Annotated in this window: 7 protein-coding genes; 4 read left to right on the plus strand and 3 right to left on the minus strand. The window is 44.8% G+C overall.

What is annotated here, in order from left to right; translation table 11 throughout:
• Positions 1-10: 10 nt before the first annotated feature.
• Positions 11-8725: an Ig-like domain-containing protein gene (locus tag L3V27_RS01945; RefSeq protein WP_237310848.1), complete on the plus strand. Its 8715-nt coding sequence runs from the start codon at positions 11-13 to the stop codon at positions 8723-8725.
• Between the two features lie 515 nt (positions 8726-9240).
• On the opposite strand, the gene L3V27_RS01950 is transcribed toward L3V27_RS01945, so the two are convergent.
• Positions 9241-10644, minus strand: coding sequence for a PLP-dependent aminotransferase family protein (locus L3V27_RS01950; RefSeq protein ID WP_237310849.1), 1404 nt, complete (start codon positions 10642-10644; stop codon positions 9241-9243).
• A 359-nt stretch (positions 10645-11003) separates the two neighbouring features.
• On the opposite strand from L3V27_RS01950, the gene ampC reads away from it, so the two are divergent.
• Together ampC and L3V27_RS01960 are read left to right on the plus strand one after the other, a co-directional pair.
• Positions 11004-12155: a class C beta-lactamase gene (gene ampC / locus L3V27_RS01955; RefSeq protein WP_237310850.1), complete on the plus strand. Its 1152-nt coding sequence runs from the start codon at positions 11004-11006 to the stop codon at positions 12153-12155.
• 94 nt (positions 12156-12249) lie between these two features.
• Positions 12250-12894, plus strand: coding sequence for a CatB-related O-acetyltransferase (locus L3V27_RS01960; protein WP_006741110.1), 645 nt, complete (start codon positions 12250-12252; stop codon positions 12892-12894).
• A 183-nt stretch (positions 12895-13077) separates the two neighbouring features.
• On the opposite strand, the gene L3V27_RS01965 is transcribed toward L3V27_RS01960, so the two are convergent.
• Together L3V27_RS01965 and L3V27_RS01970 are read right to left on the minus strand one after the other, a co-directional pair.
• Positions 13078-14076: a 2-oxoacid:ferredoxin oxidoreductase subunit beta gene (locus L3V27_RS01965; protein ID WP_237310851.1), complete on the minus strand. Its 999-nt coding sequence runs from the start codon at positions 14074-14076 to the stop codon at positions 13078-13080.
• Positions 14066-15907: a 2-oxoacid:acceptor oxidoreductase subunit alpha gene (locus tag L3V27_RS01970; protein ID WP_237310852.1), complete on the minus strand. Its 1842-nt coding sequence runs from the start codon at positions 15905-15907 to the stop codon at positions 14066-14068. The genes L3V27_RS01965 and L3V27_RS01970 overlap by 11 nt, the downstream gene beginning before the upstream one ends.
• Positions 15908-16173: 266 nt before the next feature.
• On the opposite strand from L3V27_RS01970, the gene L3V27_RS01975 reads away from it, so the two are divergent.
• The gene (locus tag L3V27_RS01975; RefSeq protein ID WP_006741107.1) at positions 16174-17103 is read left to right on the plus strand and encodes a LysR family transcriptional regulator; all 930 of its coding nucleotides are present in this window, start codon (positions 16174-16176) and stop codon (positions 17101-17103) included.
• Positions 17104-17221: the final 118 nt, after the last annotated feature.

Below are 17221 nucleotides of genomic sequence, written 5' to 3' on the forward strand. Positions count from 1 at the left end.
GGAGAGGAAAATGAGATTACGTCGTCAGGTAGCGATCGCAATTACAACAGCATGGGTGTCCTCAGCGTTTTTTTCCGGTGAAGCCTGGGCCGCACAGCAAACGATTAACTACTCTAATGGTTCAGGTTCCAATTTTAGTGAGGTGGAGACAGGCGTCACTGGGGGTATGCCCTCGGTCACTCTTACCAATACAGGTGCTGTGTCTATGGTATTAGATGCCGGCAATAGCACTGATAGCACTCCGTTTACTGGCCTAAATGACCTCGGGTTTGTAGCTGGTGTTTTTTTCTCAAATACCATGATTAATGAGTTCAACAATCGTGGCTTCCGCTTTTTTGAGAGATCAAGTACTAACTTCAGTTTCGACGAAATTACCTTTATGCAGGGGTCGGCCCGAGACTCAGATAAAACGTATCAACTTGTGTTAACTGGCTTCTCTAATAATACTCAAACAGTGACCGAAACTGTCACCTTGCCAAAAGGTGGTGAAGCAAACTCAGGGTTACAGGATTTGTTTACCCTGACCCGTGGTACAGACTTTACTGATTCTGCATGGCAGGACGTTGATACAGTGACTATGGCGTTTACCCGAAGTCCGGGTGCTGACTCTCGTTATCTTATCAAAAGTATCAAGATTGATGACGCTGCGGTTTCAGACTCAACCGCGCCTACTTTTGTCAGTGCGAGCTCAACCCCCACTGATGATGCAACCAATGTTTCTGTTAGCAACAACATCGAGATTGCCTTTGATGAGAATATTGAGCTGAAGAGCGGCAATATTACCATTCGTAATGTTACAGACAGTCGCGATTTTGAAGTATTTAATGTTGCCACCGAAAGTGATGGCACAACAACTTCACCAGGTGCTGGCCGCATCAGTGTTACCAATGATAAAGTTTATTTAAACCCAACCAGTGATCTGATAGGAAACCGGACTTACGCCATTCATATTGAATCCAGTGCCGTGGCTGACACCGCAAATAATAGCTTTGCTGGGATCAGCGATGATGCCACATTTAACTTTACTACGGTCGATACCACGCCAAATGCGCCATCTACACCCGATTTAGATGCTAGTTCGGATACCGGATCATTAAATACTGATAATATTACCAGTGACACTACTCCAACGTTTAGTGGGATTTCCGAGAGTGGATCGATCGTTACTTTATACAGTGATCAAGTCGGTGGAGGTGCAACGGTTATTGGCACAGGCACTGCTACTGGAGGAAACTGGAAGATAACAACCAATGAGTTGGCGTCTGGTATTACACATGCAATAAGTGCTAAAGCGTCTGATAGCGATGATAATGTTAGCTCGGCATCCAACGCGTTAAGTGTCACCATTGATACAGTAGCACCATCCGTAGTGAGCATTACCACGCCGATTGAGACTGACAGTATCGTCAACGCTGCAGAAGACAACGATGTGCTTATCGCTGGCTCCGGCGCGGAAGCAGGCAACAGCGTGACCGTGACTATCACAGACAATAACAGCTCTGTCAGTCGTACGGTGACGGCCGACAACTCAGGCAACTGGACGCTGAGCGGCAGCGAGCTGGATATCAGTGGCCTGAACAATGGCACCCTGACTGTGTCTGCAACCCAAGCTGATATAGCAGGTAATATCTCCACCGCAGCCACACAGAGCATTACCCTGGACAATGCTGCCCCATCAGCAGTGACCATCACCACGCCGATTGAAACCGACGGTATCGTCAATGCGACAGAAGATAACGATGTGTTGATCGCTGGCTCCGGCGCGGAAGCAGGCAACAGCGTGACCGTGACCATCACGGACAATAACAGCTTTGTCAGTCGTACGGTGACGGCCGACAACTCAGGCAACTGGACGTTGAGCGGCAGCGAGCTTGATGTAAGTGCGTTTAACAATGGCCCCCTGACGGTGTCTGCAACCCAAGCAGATATAGCAGGTAATACTTCCACCGCCGCTACCCAGAGCATTACCCTGGATAACGCCGCACCATCAGCTGTGACCATCACCACGCCGATTGAAACTGATGGCATCGTCAACGCGGCAGAAGACAACGACGTGCTGATTGCTGGCTCCGGCGCGGAAGCAGGCAATAGCGTGACCGTGACCATCACGGACTACAGCAATTATGCCAGTCGTACGGTGACGGCCGACAACTCAGGCAACTGGACGTTGAGCGGCAGTGAGCTTGATGTAAGTGCGTTTAACAACGGCACCCTGACGGTCGCGGCTAGCCAGAGCGATGCTGCAGGCAACACCTCCAGTGCAGCTAGCAAAACATTTACGTTAGATAACGTGCAGCCAACTGTTTCTTTGAGCAGCTCAGACCTCGATTTGATCTCTGGCGAAACGGCGAGTATCACGTTCACCTTAAGTGAGTCATCAAGTGACTTTGCTGAGTCAGATGTCACCGTCACTGGCGGCAGTTTGTCCAACTTTGCGGGCAGTGGTAGCAGCTACACGGCGACCTTTACACCAACGGAAGAGAGTGTGGCGAGCGGCACCATTGATGTTGCCACCGGCACATTTACCGATGCCTCTGGTAACAGCAATAGTGCAGCAACACCACTTTCCATCAGCGTCGATACTATGCTTCCAACCGTCAGTATCACTAGCTCCAGCGCTGCGCTGAAAGCGGGTGAAACGGCAACACTCACGTTTACCTTGAGTGAAGCCGCAACTGATTTTGCCGAAGCCGATGTGACCGTTGCTGGCGGAACTCTTTCTAACTTTGCGGGCAGTGGCGCCAGTTACACGGCTACCTTTACACCTGCAGAAGAAAGCACTGAGGATGCAACTATTGATGTTGCAGCAGAGCAATTTAGCGATGCAGCTGGCAACCTCAATACTGCAGCGACTCAGTTGTTGATCTCAGTGGATACGGGGATCCCGACTGGACATAGCATCAGCATTGATCAGGAGAGCATTAACAAAACCAACGAACAGGCGATGAGCTTTACCTTCGCAGCAGCTGAAGTGAACGCGATGTTCACTTATCGCGTGACCGACGGTACCACGACCATTGACGGCGCTAGTCAAACAATCTCCTCGGAGACCATGCAAGTAACGGGCATTGACGTCACTGGTTTGCAAGAGGGGACGTTGACAGTAAGCGTGGTGGTAACCGATGCCGCAGGCAACGCATCTGATGCAGTGACGGATACCGTGACTAAACGCTACGATGTCGCGCCAACGGCAGTTGATGATAGCTTCTCGACTGAGGAAGATACGGCGAAACAGTTTGATCTGTTAGCCAACGATTCCGATATAAATGATGACATGGTCGCTTCTTCTGCAACGGTTAAAACACAACCAATTAAAGGTCAGGTGTCGATCAGCAACGGCGTTGTTACCTATACGCCAAATAGTAATGAGACAGGCACGGATAGCTTTACCTATACCGTGAAAGATGCCCTGTTACAGGAGTCACAAGGCGCGACAGTAACCGTCACTATCAAGGCTATAAATGATGCGCCAGTCGCGAAAGCGCTGACCATTAACACTGACGAAGATACCGCAAGCGCAGCAGTCACCGCGCGTAGTCAAGCGAAGGATGTTGAAGATGGCATCCCAACGGGTGATTTAGCGTTAGTTAGTTCGCCTCAAAAAGGACAAGTCGCCATTGATCAAACTGTAGGCACTTTTGTATATACGCCGAATGCGAATGAAAATGGTAGCGACAGTTTTACTTACACGATCGCAGACAGTGAAGGCGGCGTTTCTCTTGCGGCCACAGTCAGCGTCAATATCGGTTCCGTCAATGACTCACCAGTGGCGGAGGCAGACAGTTTTACCTTTGATGAAGATGTCACATCGATACTCGATGTTTTAAGTAACGACAGTGATATTGAAGATGGGTCATTCACCGCGAGTAGTATTACCCTGCAAGATCTTGGTCAAGGAGAGGGGGGATACAGTTTTGCCTCGGTCAGTGTTAATGCCGATGGGACCCTAAAGATTGTGCCAACAGCGAACGTTAATGGTCAACATAGCTTTACCTACACGTTAACCGATAGTGGTCAAGCAGTCTCCGTGCCAGCAACTGTCACGCTCAATATTACGCCAGTGAATGATGCCCCCGTTGCTGTTGATAACAGTGCACAACTACTGGAGGGAGGCTCCTTTGAAGTCAACGTATTAGGCAATGATAGTGATGCCGATGCTGGAGACAGTTTTGAACTCACTAGTGTCACAGTCGTCGATACGCCAGCATATGGCAGTGTGAACGTGACGGCGTCAGGAGCGATTGTTTACAACCCCAATGAGAACTACTTCGGTGAAGACAGCTTCACCTATACGGTGGCAGACTTAGCAGGTGCTGTATCTAACGTCGCAACAGTGACCATGACGGTAACACCAGTCAACGACGCACCAATGGCGCAAGCACAGTCACAAACGCTTGATGAAGACAATAGTTTGGTGATCACGCTGGTTGGTTCAGATATTGATAACGATGATGACACTCTGCAGTATCTTATCACTGAGCAAGTCAGTCATGGCGTGCTAGAGCAGTTGACCAATAATGGTTGGCGCTATACACCAGAAGCGAACTTCAATGGCTCCGACTTCTTCTTGTTCAAGGTCAACGACGGTGATCTAGACTCGACAGAGGTTCGTGTCGATTTGACGGTTAATCCAGTCAACGATACACCAACCGCGACCGATATCAGTGCTACGGGAGAGGAAGAGATACCGCTGACCATTACTTTAAATGGTAACGATGCAGAAGGCTCATCTTTGAGCTATCAAATTGTAACATCGCCAGTCAACGGTAATGTTACCGTCACAGGCAATCACGCGGTTTATACGGGTAACAGTAACTTCTTTGGTCAGGACAGTTTCACTTACAGCGTAAGTGACGGAGAACTTACCTCTGGAGTGGCGTTAGTGACCATCACGGTGAATAACGTTAATGACTCGCCAGTGATTACGGGTACCCCATCGGCGCAAGTGGATGAAGATAGTGTGTATCAGTTTGTGCCCGCCGCATTGGATAATGACCCAGCGGATACTCTGACCTACTTGATAGCTAACAAGCCACCTTGGGCTACATTTGACAAGACAACAGGAGCACTTTCTGGTACGCCAAGTAACAGTGATGTGGGGACTTATCCAGATATCGTGATTAGCGTATCCGATGGTACTATTTCTTCCTCATTGTCAGCGTTTTCGATTACTGTGAATAACGTTAACGATGCACCCGTTATATCTGGCTCACCAGCAACACAAGTGAATGAAGACAGCGCCTATCTGTTCACGCCACAAGTGTCAGATGTTGACAGCCAAGCCTTTACTTTCAGTATCGTGAACAAGCCATCTTGGGCTAGCTTTGATGCATCAACAGGCACGCTCAGTGGTACACCAGATAATGGTGATGTTGGCAAATATCAAGGCATTGTTATCTCGGTTTCTGATGGTCTCACGACCACAATGCTCAATAGATTCAGTATTGTGGTTAACAATGTCAATGACGCGCCAGTGATCAGTGGCACTCCTGCTCTTACTGTCAACGAAGGCAGTACGTATCGCTTTGCGCTGCAGGCATCGGATGTTGATAGTAGTAGCTTGAGCTTTTCAATCCGCAATAAACCATCATGGGCAACCTTTGATAGAGCAACTGGGTTGCTAAGTGGTACGCCGGAAAATGAGCATGTTGGCAGCACCAATAATATTGTTATTAGTGTCTCTGACGGTGAGCTAAGCGCTTCTCTAGCAGCGTTTAGCATCACGGTAATCAACGTCAATGATGAACCAATGGCAGTTAATGATACCTATGTCTTTACCGAGAGTAACGATGGTAGCTACTTATTGGATGTACTCAGCAACGACAGCGATATTGATCTAGACACATTACAACTGGAATGGGTTAAACCTACATCTGGAACGGCAACGATTATGGGCAGTCAAATCCAATTGGTAACGACCTCAATTGGTACAGTGACAGTGCAATACAGTGTGAAAGATGGTAATGGTGGAAAGGCCACCGCGAAAGCAATCGTGACAATTAAAAGTGCGAAATTGGACGCACCAACAATAACCGCACCTTCAGATATTGAAGTGAAAGCAACTTCGCTCTTTACTAAAGTTGCATTAGGCTCTGCCGTGGCCCGAGATAGCACAGGCAAGCTATTACCTGTTTCATTGGTGGACAGCACAACCTTCTTCCGACCTGGAACTAATACGGTCTATTGGCGCACTCAAGACTCTGATGGAAACGTTGCTGAGGCTAGTCAAACGGTAACAGTGTATCCACTGATAAGTATCTCCAAAGATGCGCAAACCACGGAAGGCACCAACCATAGCGTAACGATACACCTTAACGGCCCTTCGCCGAGTTACCCAGTAGTCGTACCTTACACGGTTTCAGGAAGCACAGACAGTGATGACCACACACTCACCTCTGGCGAAGTGGTGATAACTAGTGGTACCGAAGGCAAACTTTCGTTCGAACTACTTAATGATGGACAAAGTGAAGGCGTTGAAACCTTAGTGATTGATTTGGACAGCACCCTTAATCTAGGTAGTAAGAGTCGTTACACCTTGACAATCTTTGAAGAGAATGTGGCTCCGAAGGTCTCGGTAAGTGTATCTCAGGCGGGGGAGCAGCGGAGCCAAATTGAAAATGGTGTTGAACCGGTCACAATCACAAGCAGTGTTAATGATGCCAATATGTCCGATATACACAGTTTCAGATGGAGTAGTGATAGCGATGTACTTAACCAAGCGATTGCGGGGCAGATGTACAGCGAAACATTGACTTTCTCTCCGCAATTACTGAGTTCAGCAATTTACAATTTGCAATTGACAGTGACTGACAATGGCACTCCACCATTATCAGTGACACGGAATGTCTATTTAGAAGTGGTACAAACATTGGCGGCGCTCGGAAGTGAAGATAGTGATGGCGACTTAATCCCTGATGATCAAGAAGGTCATAATGATAGTGATGGTGATGGCATTCCTGACTATCTTGATGCAATTTCTGACTGTAACGTAATTCAACAGGTTGTGTCAGAAAAAGATCGCTTCCTCATTGAGGGGCAACCTGGTGTCTGTTTACGCAAAGGAATAACCATTCTGACTAACACAACAGGAGGAGCTTTATTGCTAGATGAGGAGCTTCCTAAAGATATCAACATGAAGAGCATAGGTGGAATCTTTGATTTTGTAGTAACTAATTTGCCGCTGCCCGGTCAAAGCTATCAATTAGTTTTGCCTCAGCGTTTACCTGTTCCAGCAAATGCAGTGTACCGAAAGTATAACGCTGAACAGGGGTGGATAGACTTTATTGAGGATGCTCAAAACACAGTTTCTTCTAGTGCTGGCGAGGCTGGTTATTGTCCGCCACCAGGGCACAGTTCATGGTCACAGGGTCTGACTGAAGGTGACTGGTGTGTACAACTTACCATTGAAGACGGTGGTCCGAACGATGATGACGGATTGGCTAATGGCAGTGTCGTTGACCCTGGCGTCGTTGCCGCTCGTGTAAACAATAATGCACTCCCTCAAGCGATTGACGACAATGCGTTTGTTAGTCTCAATGGTACGGTGACGCTCGATGTATTGAGCAATGATACCGATGCTGATGGTGATGGGCTGAAGGTAAGTCGCGCTTCTGTAGATATTGGTAGTGTTAGTGTGGTTGATAACAAACTAAGTTATGTCACTCAACCACAGTACTACGGGGAGGCTTTGATCACTTATAGCGTAACGGATGGTAATGGTGGAACGGGATCGGCGAAGGTGACGGTAAATGTGGTAAACAGTCAGAATCCGAATGCGGTGGACGATAATATTACCACCGATGATCGTACCCCTGTCACGGTTTATGTCCTTGCTAACGATACCGATCCGGATAACGACACATTGAAGTTGGTTTCAGTCCAAGCGCAGTATGGGCAGGCGGTCATGAATGCAGATCAGAGCGTGACCTATACCCCTACCTCAGGGTTTGAAGGCAATGATGTGTTGACATATATCATTCAAGATAGCCAAGGCCTGCAAGACACAGGGAAAGTTATAGTGACAGTTAAGTTGGTAAGAGATGTAAAGGTTGAAAATACTTCAGCAGGATCATTGGGTGGCATGGTGTTGATGCTTTTGATTTTGTTAGGAGCCATGAAACGTTATGGAAGAAACAGTGCTCTAGCACTAATTGCTGTGTTTAGTTTTAGTAGTCAAGCGGGTTGGTATGTTGATGTTCAAATGGGGTCAAGCCATGCAGATGAGCGTGATGCTGTTAAAGGTGATAACGTAATTTCTACTGACAACACCGGGCTCTACCGTTCTATCGGGTTTGGATATGCTTTTTCTGAGCAATGGTCAGGAACTATCCGTTATATTGATATGGGTGAAGGTAGTGCAACATTGCGTAGTGCTACTACTTCACCAGAAGACTATCACGTTAGTGTCGCATCTATAGCACCACTCCTTGTTAAGGGCATAGGCTTCGACATCGGTTATAAGTTCTGGCAATACAATTCATGGTCCGCAAAACTGAGTTTGGGGGGCTTGTTCTGGGATACCGATATTGAAAGTACGTATCAAGGCAGCAAGATAACGACGGAAGTGGATGGTTTTGATGGATATATTGGTGCAGAAGTTGGCTACAACCTCTCAGATAATTGGGAGATCGGTGTCCAAGGCGCTCGTTATTTTTTACATGAAAATGATGTTGATATAATTGCGCTACAACTTCGTTATTTTTTTGAGCCGTTATCAGTGTATTAATTTATGGTTTGGTATTTTTCGATAATTTGTATCCCAAGTGATCATGAAGCGGTATGGTAAATTACTGGAGATTAATGCGTGATTGTGCTCTTTATTATGTAGATCAATAGTCCATGAAAAATCCTTAATTATCTTGAGGTCTTTTCTTCTTTAACATCTAGGGAAAGATAGTGATTGATAGAGTGTTAAGCAGAACTTACTATCCGTTCGATATTAGAAAAATAAGGTTCATTGAATACTAGATGTGAACTTAAAAGAAGATGATTTACGTAATAGTGTTGCTGGGGGCGCTGAAAATGTCAGCGTGATACGTCGCTTTACTTTGAACCTAGTACGTTTACAGTCGAAGAAATATAGTTTTGGGGCTGAAGCAAACCAAGCGGGTTATAGCGACACAATTCGTAGTAAACCCTTATTGAGTTGAAAAGCGTTCCAAGCTCGCAGTTGCTCTGACTCTGCTGGTGATAACACGACGATAAATTGATACCTATCAAAACGATAATTTTATATCTGCTTTAATCCAATACTGATTGAATAATATCAAATGCTTTTTCTATTTTTGGGGTAGGGATAATGCCAAACCCAAATAAGAGGGCATTAGAATGATTGTTGATAGAAAAATGCGATGATGGGTAAACCGCTACATTGGATGAAGCAAGCTTATTCATCATTTGTGTCGCGCATCCCGATACTTCAGCTGCTATATGCAATCCACCTTGGCTTGGAATACGTTGTAAGCAATCTATGTTGTCAATTAATTGAGTGAGTTTATGATACCTTTCGCTATAGATTTTATTCATATTGAGTAAATGGTGAGAGAAATGACCGTCACGCATGAATTCGTCAAGTAGGATTTGAGACACTACAGATGTACTTCTTCCCAAGTGCCATAACATATTTGAAATTGGCTCTATTAAAGACTTTGGTGGAATCATATATCCAATGCGTATGCCGGGAAATAGTATTTTAGAGAAACTGCCTATCATTATGACGCAGTCATTTTTGTCTTGTGACTTCAGAGCTTGCTTACTGGTATTGAGATAGTGATATTCCGCATCATAATCATCTTCGATAATGATTGCGTTATTAAATTCTGCCCACCTCAACAGTTCTAACTTTCTTTCGACGGAGTAGCTAAAGCCTAAAGGGAACTGATGACTAGGCGTTGTATAAATAATTTTGGTATTAGAAGGGATTGATTCAACGACAACGCCTTGGTTGTCCATCGGTACGGTGCCTATTTGCGCGCCAAGTAATCGAGCTTGATTTCGAAAAACAGGATATCCTGGATCTTCCGTCGACACGAGATCCCCGGGAGAGAGTAATGTAAGGAGAGTCGTCATTATTGCCTGCTGGCACCCTTGCGTAATGATGATGTCTTCAGGATCACAGATTACGCCTCTCGAATGTCTTACATACTCGCAGATAGACTCTCGTAAACAAGCTAGTCCTTGCAAATCACCACCATGTGCAAACTCTGGAGTTAATGCATTGAGCCTACTCAGTCTTGAGTGTCGCCAAATATGCTTTGCTATTCTCTGATGATCAGGAACGCCTAAAGTGAAGTCATAGTCTAGATTCTTTGGTGCGATGATCTCTGGCTTCTTCGCTGCGTTAGTGCCAAACATCCCTAGTTGGTAGTGTTTTATTGGTCTCTTATCTTGATTCACCGTTTGCTCTAGAGCATTACTTACGTACGTGCCAGACCCTGCCTTTTTTACTATCCACCCCTCGAACTGAAGTCGCTCATACACCGAAATGACAGTGTTTCTTGCTATGCCTAACTTTTTTGACAACATGCGAGTCGACGGTAATCTCTCATTTGATCGTAATCTGCCTTCTAATATCCCTTGGTATATCTCGGAATAAAGCTGTTGGCTGGTGACTTTTCCAGTTTCGAAGTGTAGTGAAAATGGCATCGTTTTCTCTGTAGACGTTGAAAAGTGGTTCTAAAGCGTTGTGAGGATGTGGATCTGTATATACCAAGTATATCTGCCTAGTATACCGTTATCTTGGTATGGAAAAAGCGCATTTGAGTACACTATTTCCCCATTTTGCAAACGGATGTTACTTACATTCGTATCTAATCGGCCTACCTATCAACGGTGATCAGGTTTAAACCTGTTTATATCGCACTAAAAATTTGAAGACACAGTGTTATTCATCGGGGGTTAACGATTGGAGTTCTTCAAGTCAGGATTACTTTTATATAAAAAGCTAAAAGCCTTGGAATAAACTAGAAATTAATTATAAGTGAAAATTAAAAATTGAGGGTTCAATGAAATTAAACAATGCCTTGGTGGCCATTTTATCGCTCACTTCTTTCGTCACGTTTGCGAAAACGGAGTCAACGGTTAGCAGTCAATTAAAGAGCGTGGTTGATGAATGTGCTAAAGGATTAATGAACGAATACGACATTCCGGGGTTGGCTGTTGCAGTAACGATTGATGGTAAGCGTTATTTTTACAATTACGGTTTCGCTGACGAAAGTAAGGGGAGTTTAGTCACTAACGACACAATTTTTGAACTCGGCTCTATCAGTAAAACTTTTGCCGCTACTTTGACTGGGTACGCCCAAGCAAAAGGTAAGCTGAACATGGATGACAAGGTTAAGGATTATATTCCAGAATTAGAAAATAGTATTCTGGGAAATACCAAGCTAGTTCATGTCGCAACCTACACTGCAGGTGGTCTACCATTACAATTCCCTAGCGAAGTAACGAACGACGCCGAAATGATGCAGTACTACAAAACGTGGAAGCCGGAGTACGAAGCCGGTACTAAGAGGAAGTACTCAAACCCTAGTATTGGTCTATTTGGCTACATCGGTGCCTTGAGCATGAAGTCAGACTATACGGAAATGATAGAGACCCTCATCCTGCCTAAGCTCGGTATGACTAATACGTTTGTCGATGTACCAAAGGATAAGCTTAACAACTATGCTTTTGGTTATAGTTCTGAGGGAAAACCCGTTAGAGTTAATCCAGGTATTCTTGATGCACAAGCCTATGGTATTAAATCAACAAGCTTAGATATGCTTCAATATATCGAAGCAAATATGGGTCAAGCGCAACTTAATACTGATATAGAAAATGCGCTAGAGCGAACTCATACTAAGTATTTTGATACCGACACGTTTACGCAAGCCGTAGGGTGGGAAGGTTATGATTACCCCGTTTCACTTTCGCAATTATTGAAGGGTAACTCCAGCGACGTAATTCTCAACGCTAAACCGGTTCAAGCAAGTGAATCCGGTACTCTCGGTCGTGACGTTTGGTATAACAAAACGGGCTCAACAGGTGGCTTTGGGGCATATGTCGCGTATGTACCCTCTGAAAAAATAGGCATAGTGATTCTGGCGAATAAAAACTACCCTAATGCAGAAAGAGTAGAGGCTGCTTACAATATTATTAGCTCGGTGGTGAAGTAAAATTTAGTGGTAATAGGCACTATGTAATTATTAGCGCTTATTTAGATACATACTATCTGCATTGTTTTATTCGATAGTATTTATAGGAGTATTCATGAAAACTAAGCATTGGTCTAAGGTGACTTTGCTACATGAAGTTGTTACGAATCCAAATATAACGATTAAAGGTAAACATAGTTATTACAGTGATTGTTGGGACGCCGGTTTTGAGGAGTCCGTTGTAAGATATCTACAAGGCGATGAGTTCAGCCGAGATTGGGAACCAAAATGGAAGATTGATAAGTTACATATAGGTGACTTTGTCTGCATTGCAGCGGAAGTTGTGATTGTTATGGGGGGAAACAGTACACATAGAGCTGATTGGTTCTCCTTGTACCCATTTATGGACTTTATTGAAGAAGCGTACGTAGGGAAAGGAGATACTCACATTGGCGATGGCGCCTGGCTCGGTATGCGATCCATGATAATGCCGGGTGTGACTATCGGAGAAGGAGCAATCGTTGCGGCAAACAGTGTGGTGACGAAAGATGTTGAGCCTTACAGCATGGTTGCAGGCTCACCAGCTAAGCATGTCAAATATCGCTTTTCTCGAGAGACGATAGACGAACTGCTCGCTCTTAGGATATATGATTGGCCTGATAAGAAAATTGACAGCCTGAAGAGGTTGTTATGTTCAGACGATTTAGAAGGGCTGAAAAAGGCAAGCGCTGAATACGATAGAAACCATTCAGTAGAGTGACGATGTCACTATTTTAAAAAACAGAAGAGGCTCATTATAGAGCCTCTTTTTAGTGTGATGGATATCTGCAACCACCACACTTCCTTATCAACTCATCATTCAGCAAGTCGCCAACTAGAATCGGAAACTTTTTAGTTTCATCTTTGCAGGAAAGGTTACCTCAATAGTTGGCTCTTTCAATTGTTAGCAGAGACGCTCATAACTGTTTTGTTTGAGTAATTCGGTTAAGTCGCCTTGACCATACTTTAGAGTTGCTTGGTGTTTTTGATGTAGAATGACCTGATCAAAAGTAGGTCGAGTCACTGAACGAAAAACGCCCACGGGTACGGGAAAGTCTGGATAGCTCAAGTTAGCAAGCGCATAAGCATAGTATGACTCCTCGCATTGACTGGAGTGGAGCAAAAGGTTCGGGGCCTCTGATTCGACAATCTCGAAACCAAACCCTCTATTGATCAACGCTTTTGAGTGTGTTTTACCAAACAATAACGGTTCATTATCTGAGAGATAAAGTAGATGTTCGCTTCTATTAGCTGGGCCGTTGTAAGGTTCGTGCACTTTATCGTTAAAAATGACACAGTTTTGTAGGATTTCAACCACAGCAGTGCCGGAATGCGCTGCGGCTGCCTCTAACACCATCGTCATGTGTGTAGGATCATTGTCTGATGTTCGTGCTATGAACGTAGCACCTGCGGATGCTGCCAATGCCAAAGGTTTAAGCGCTTGATCGGGAGAACCTTCAGGACTCGACTTAGAAATGAAGCCCTGTTCGCTTGTCGGGGAAAATTGGCCTTTGGTCAGTCCATAGACTGCATTATTAAAAAGCAAAATTTTAATGTCTTGGTTGCGTCGAATCGCGTGAATAAAGTGATTACCGCCAATACTCAGTGCGTCACCATCGCCAGTTACAACCCAAACATCTAACTCTGGATTGCTAGCTTTTACACCAGTAGCGATGGCAGGGGCACGGCCGTGAATCGTATGAAATCCATAAGTATCGAGATAATAAGGAAAACGAGATGAGCAGCCGATCCCTGAGATGAATACGGTGTTCTCTTTAGTCCGACCTAATCGTGCTAGAACGGATTGCATCGTTTTTAATACGTTAAAATCACCACAGCCTCGACACCATTTGACTTCAACATCAGAAACGAAATCTTTGCGGTTGAGTACCTTAGTCGTCATTTTTAATTTCCTTCAGGTGGTGGTTGATAGACTCAATGACCTCGTGAACTTTGAATGGTAACCCCTTAACTTGGGTTACGGAGCGTGCCGAAATGGCATATTGTGAGCGAATCACTTTAACGAGTTGCTGGTTATTCAACTCAAAAACAAGCACATGTTTGAATTGGCTAATGATCTCTTCCAAATTGATTGGAAACGGGTTTAGATACTTAATATGGGCGTGAGCAACCGATGCGCCTTGCTTTCTCAGATGCTCAATTGCGGTCGACACAGAACCTTGCGTGCCTCCCCAACTTAGCACTAGCAGTGAGTCTTGAGTACTGCCTGTTAGCGTTTGTTTAGGGATGAAATGGCAGATGTTATTTATTTTTTTTGCTCTTTCATCAGTCATGCGCTGGTGGTTTTCAGGATCATGAGAAGGGTTGCCTGTAATCGCTTGCTTTTCCAATCCTCCAATGCGGTGCATTTTCTCTTTTGTACCAGGCGTGACCCACTCTCTGCTGTAATACACGTCATCACGGGCATAGGGATAAAACGGGCTTATGTTTGCTTTTGCTGCCTCGGCAGTGAGCTTAATCTCATCAGGGTTGGGCACGAGCCAAGATTCGGAGCCGTTTGCTAAGTAGCCGTCACTCAATAAGATCACTGGCGTCATAAATGTAGTAGCAATTCGACAGGCCTCGATTGCCATGTCAAAGCAGTCTGCGGGAGAAGCAGGAGCCAACACTGGGAGTGGTGAATCCCCATTTCTACCATACAAAGACAAAAGCAAGTCTGATTGCTCTGTTTTAGTCGGTAGACCAGTTGAGGGCCCTCCACGTTGTACGTTGATAACAACCATTGGCAACTCCGCCATTACGGCAAGGTTAATGGTCTCTGCTTTCAAACATAATCCAGGGCCAGACGTTGATGTGACTCCTAAACCGCCAGCATAAGATGCACCTAAAGCTGAACAAGCCGCTGCAATCTCATCTTCTGCTTGGAATGTCGTGACCCCCAAGTGTTGATAGGTTGATAGCGTGTGTAGAATATCTGAGGCGGGTGTTATGGGGTAAGAGCCCAAAAATAGCTGGCGTTGGAGTTTTTCTGCTGCGCATATTAACCCAAGCGATAATGCTTCGTTCCCTGAAACAGTACGATACAAGCCAGCTTTATCTGCTACGGGAGCAACCTGAAAACAGTCGCTGAATATTTCGGTTGTTTCGGCATAATTAAATCCCGACTTTATGGCTAAAGTATTTGCCTCTCTCGCTTGCGGATTGTCAGCGAATTTATTATTTAGCCATTCAATGGTCGGTTCTAGTGGACGGCTGTAAATCCATAAAACAATACCAAGCATAAAAAAGTTTTTGCTTCGCTTCACTACTTTAGGCGCTATGTTTAACTGAGAAAGAGATTGAACGGTTAAACGCGTAAAACTGTCACTAATCACTCGGTAATTTGCGAGGCTACCATCGCTCAATGGGTTAGATTCATAGCCAGCAAGCTCAAGGTTTTTTTTATTAAAACCATCGAGATCAATAAGCACCAAACCGCCTTCAACGAGTTGTGAGATTTTGGTTTTTAATGCAGCGGCATTCAGAGCGATTAAGACTGAAAAATCGTCGCCAGGAGTATAAATCTCTGTTGAGGCAAATTGCATCTGAAAAGCCGATACTCCAGATGTGGTTCCTGCCGGAGCCCGTATCTCAGCAGGATAATCAGGTAACGTCATGACATTGTTTCCTTGTTTCGACGAGTTGTCTGAAAAGCGTTCTCCAAGTAATTGGATACCATCTCCAGAATCGCCAGCAAAACAGATCACTTCGCGTTTAAGTTGAATTATTGTCATTAAAACCTCTTACCATGTTAGAGCAAGTTCAGTATGTTTCATTGCACTTAATGAGATGCAATGGAATTAAAGGTTGGAGAAAATGCCGTAAGCCCGAGCATTCTGAGTGTAGAGTTAATGGTGTTGGCTTTATTTGTCGTCTCTGAGGTCAGTAGAAATATCCATAGCTAGGTATGCTTTTCCGAAATACTAGAAAAGTTTGCATGACACAAAAATACTTTTTCTGTCATATTAGATGTGATTATTTTTCATTAATTGTGAGCGTTATGGATAAGCTGTCATTAATAAAGTTGTTTGTATCTGTTGTGGACTTAGGGAACTTTACAGCAGTCGCGAATCAATTAGGGCAGTCGCCTTCTACTGTTAGTAAAGCGATTGCTCGCCTAGAACAGGATTTGGGTGTTCGTTTAGTTCACCGTACAACACGTCAACTCCAGCTCACTGAAGCGGGGTTTAACTACCTTGAGACGGCAAGAGAAGTCATCAACTTGCTCAAAAGTAGTGAAGAGCAGCTTCATCAAAGTATTGCATCTCCGTTTGGTACACTTCGTGTCAGCCTTCCTTTATCGTTCGGGCAAAACTATATAACTCCGCTGATTCCAGAGTTTTGCGAACGTTACCCTGAAGTGAAGTTGGATCTTAGCTTTTCCGATGAATACACCAGTATATTGGAGAGTGGGATGGACGTTGCTATTCGAAGCGGGAGACTAAATGACAGCAACCTGATTGCGAGGCGATTATGTCCTATTGATATGGGTATGTTTGCCAGTCCGGAGTACATAAAGAAGTTTGGTCGGCCTCAGAGTGTTGAAGCGCTTAACCAGCACAAATGGATAATGTACCGCTATAAACAATCGGGGCGCTTGCTTACCTTGACGATGCCTTTAGATGGGCAATTAGTAGAATTTAGTCCTACACATCAAGTGACAGTAGACAATGGTTATGCGATGGCCTCTTTAGCGAGTTTAGGAGCAGGGATTGCTCTGATGCCCCAATATCTTGCTCGAGACTTAGTGCAGCAAGGTAAGCTGATGTTGGTTTCTGAACCTCAAAGAACCGATGGTCAAGGTGTCTATATATACTATCCAAGTCGTAAGTTTGTGCCCGCGAAAGTAAAAGTATTTATCGACTATATTATTCATAAACTGGATGAGCAGGGAGAGGCGATCAACAGCAGTTGGATGCTGAACCATTAAAGCTCTTGCTTGAGGATGATAGCTTTTTCTGAAGTCTAAGCGTGTTACGTGCCAGCAAGTTTGCTACATTCAGTTGTGCCCACAAAAATATTAACTCATGGGTCTGTAAACAAAGATT

Source organism: Vibrio sp. J2-3(2022), assembly GCF_021725735.1.
Taxonomy (GTDB): Bacteria; Pseudomonadota; Gammaproteobacteria; order Enterobacterales; family Vibrionaceae; genus Vibrio; species Vibrio diabolicus.

Coding starts and splice junctions, on each gene's coding strand:
- L3V27_RS01965 (WP_237310851.1), bottom strand. CDS start 14,076: ATGACGACTAAGGTACTCAACCGCAAAGATTTCGTTTCTGATGTTGAA.
- L3V27_RS01945 (WP_237310848.1), top strand. CDS start 11: ATGAGATTACGTCGTCAGGTAGCGATCGCAATTACAACAGCATGGGTG.
- L3V27_RS01960 (WP_006741110.1), top strand. CDS start 12,250: ATGAAAACTAAGCATTGGTCTAAGGTGACTTTGCTACATGAAGTTGTT.
- L3V27_RS01975 (WP_006741107.1), top strand. CDS start 16,174: ATGGATAAGCTGTCATTAATAAAGTTGTTTGTATCTGTTGTGGACTTA.
- L3V27_RS01950 (WP_237310849.1), bottom strand. CDS start 10,644: ATGCCATTTTCACTACACTTCGAAACTGGAAAAGTCACCAGCCAACAG.
- ampC (WP_237310850.1), top strand. CDS start 11,004: ATGAAATTAAACAATGCCTTGGTGGCCATTTTATCGCTCACTTCTTTC.
- L3V27_RS01970 (WP_237310852.1), bottom strand. CDS start 15,907: ATGACAATAATTCAACTTAAACGCGAAGTGATCTGTTTTGCTGGCGAT.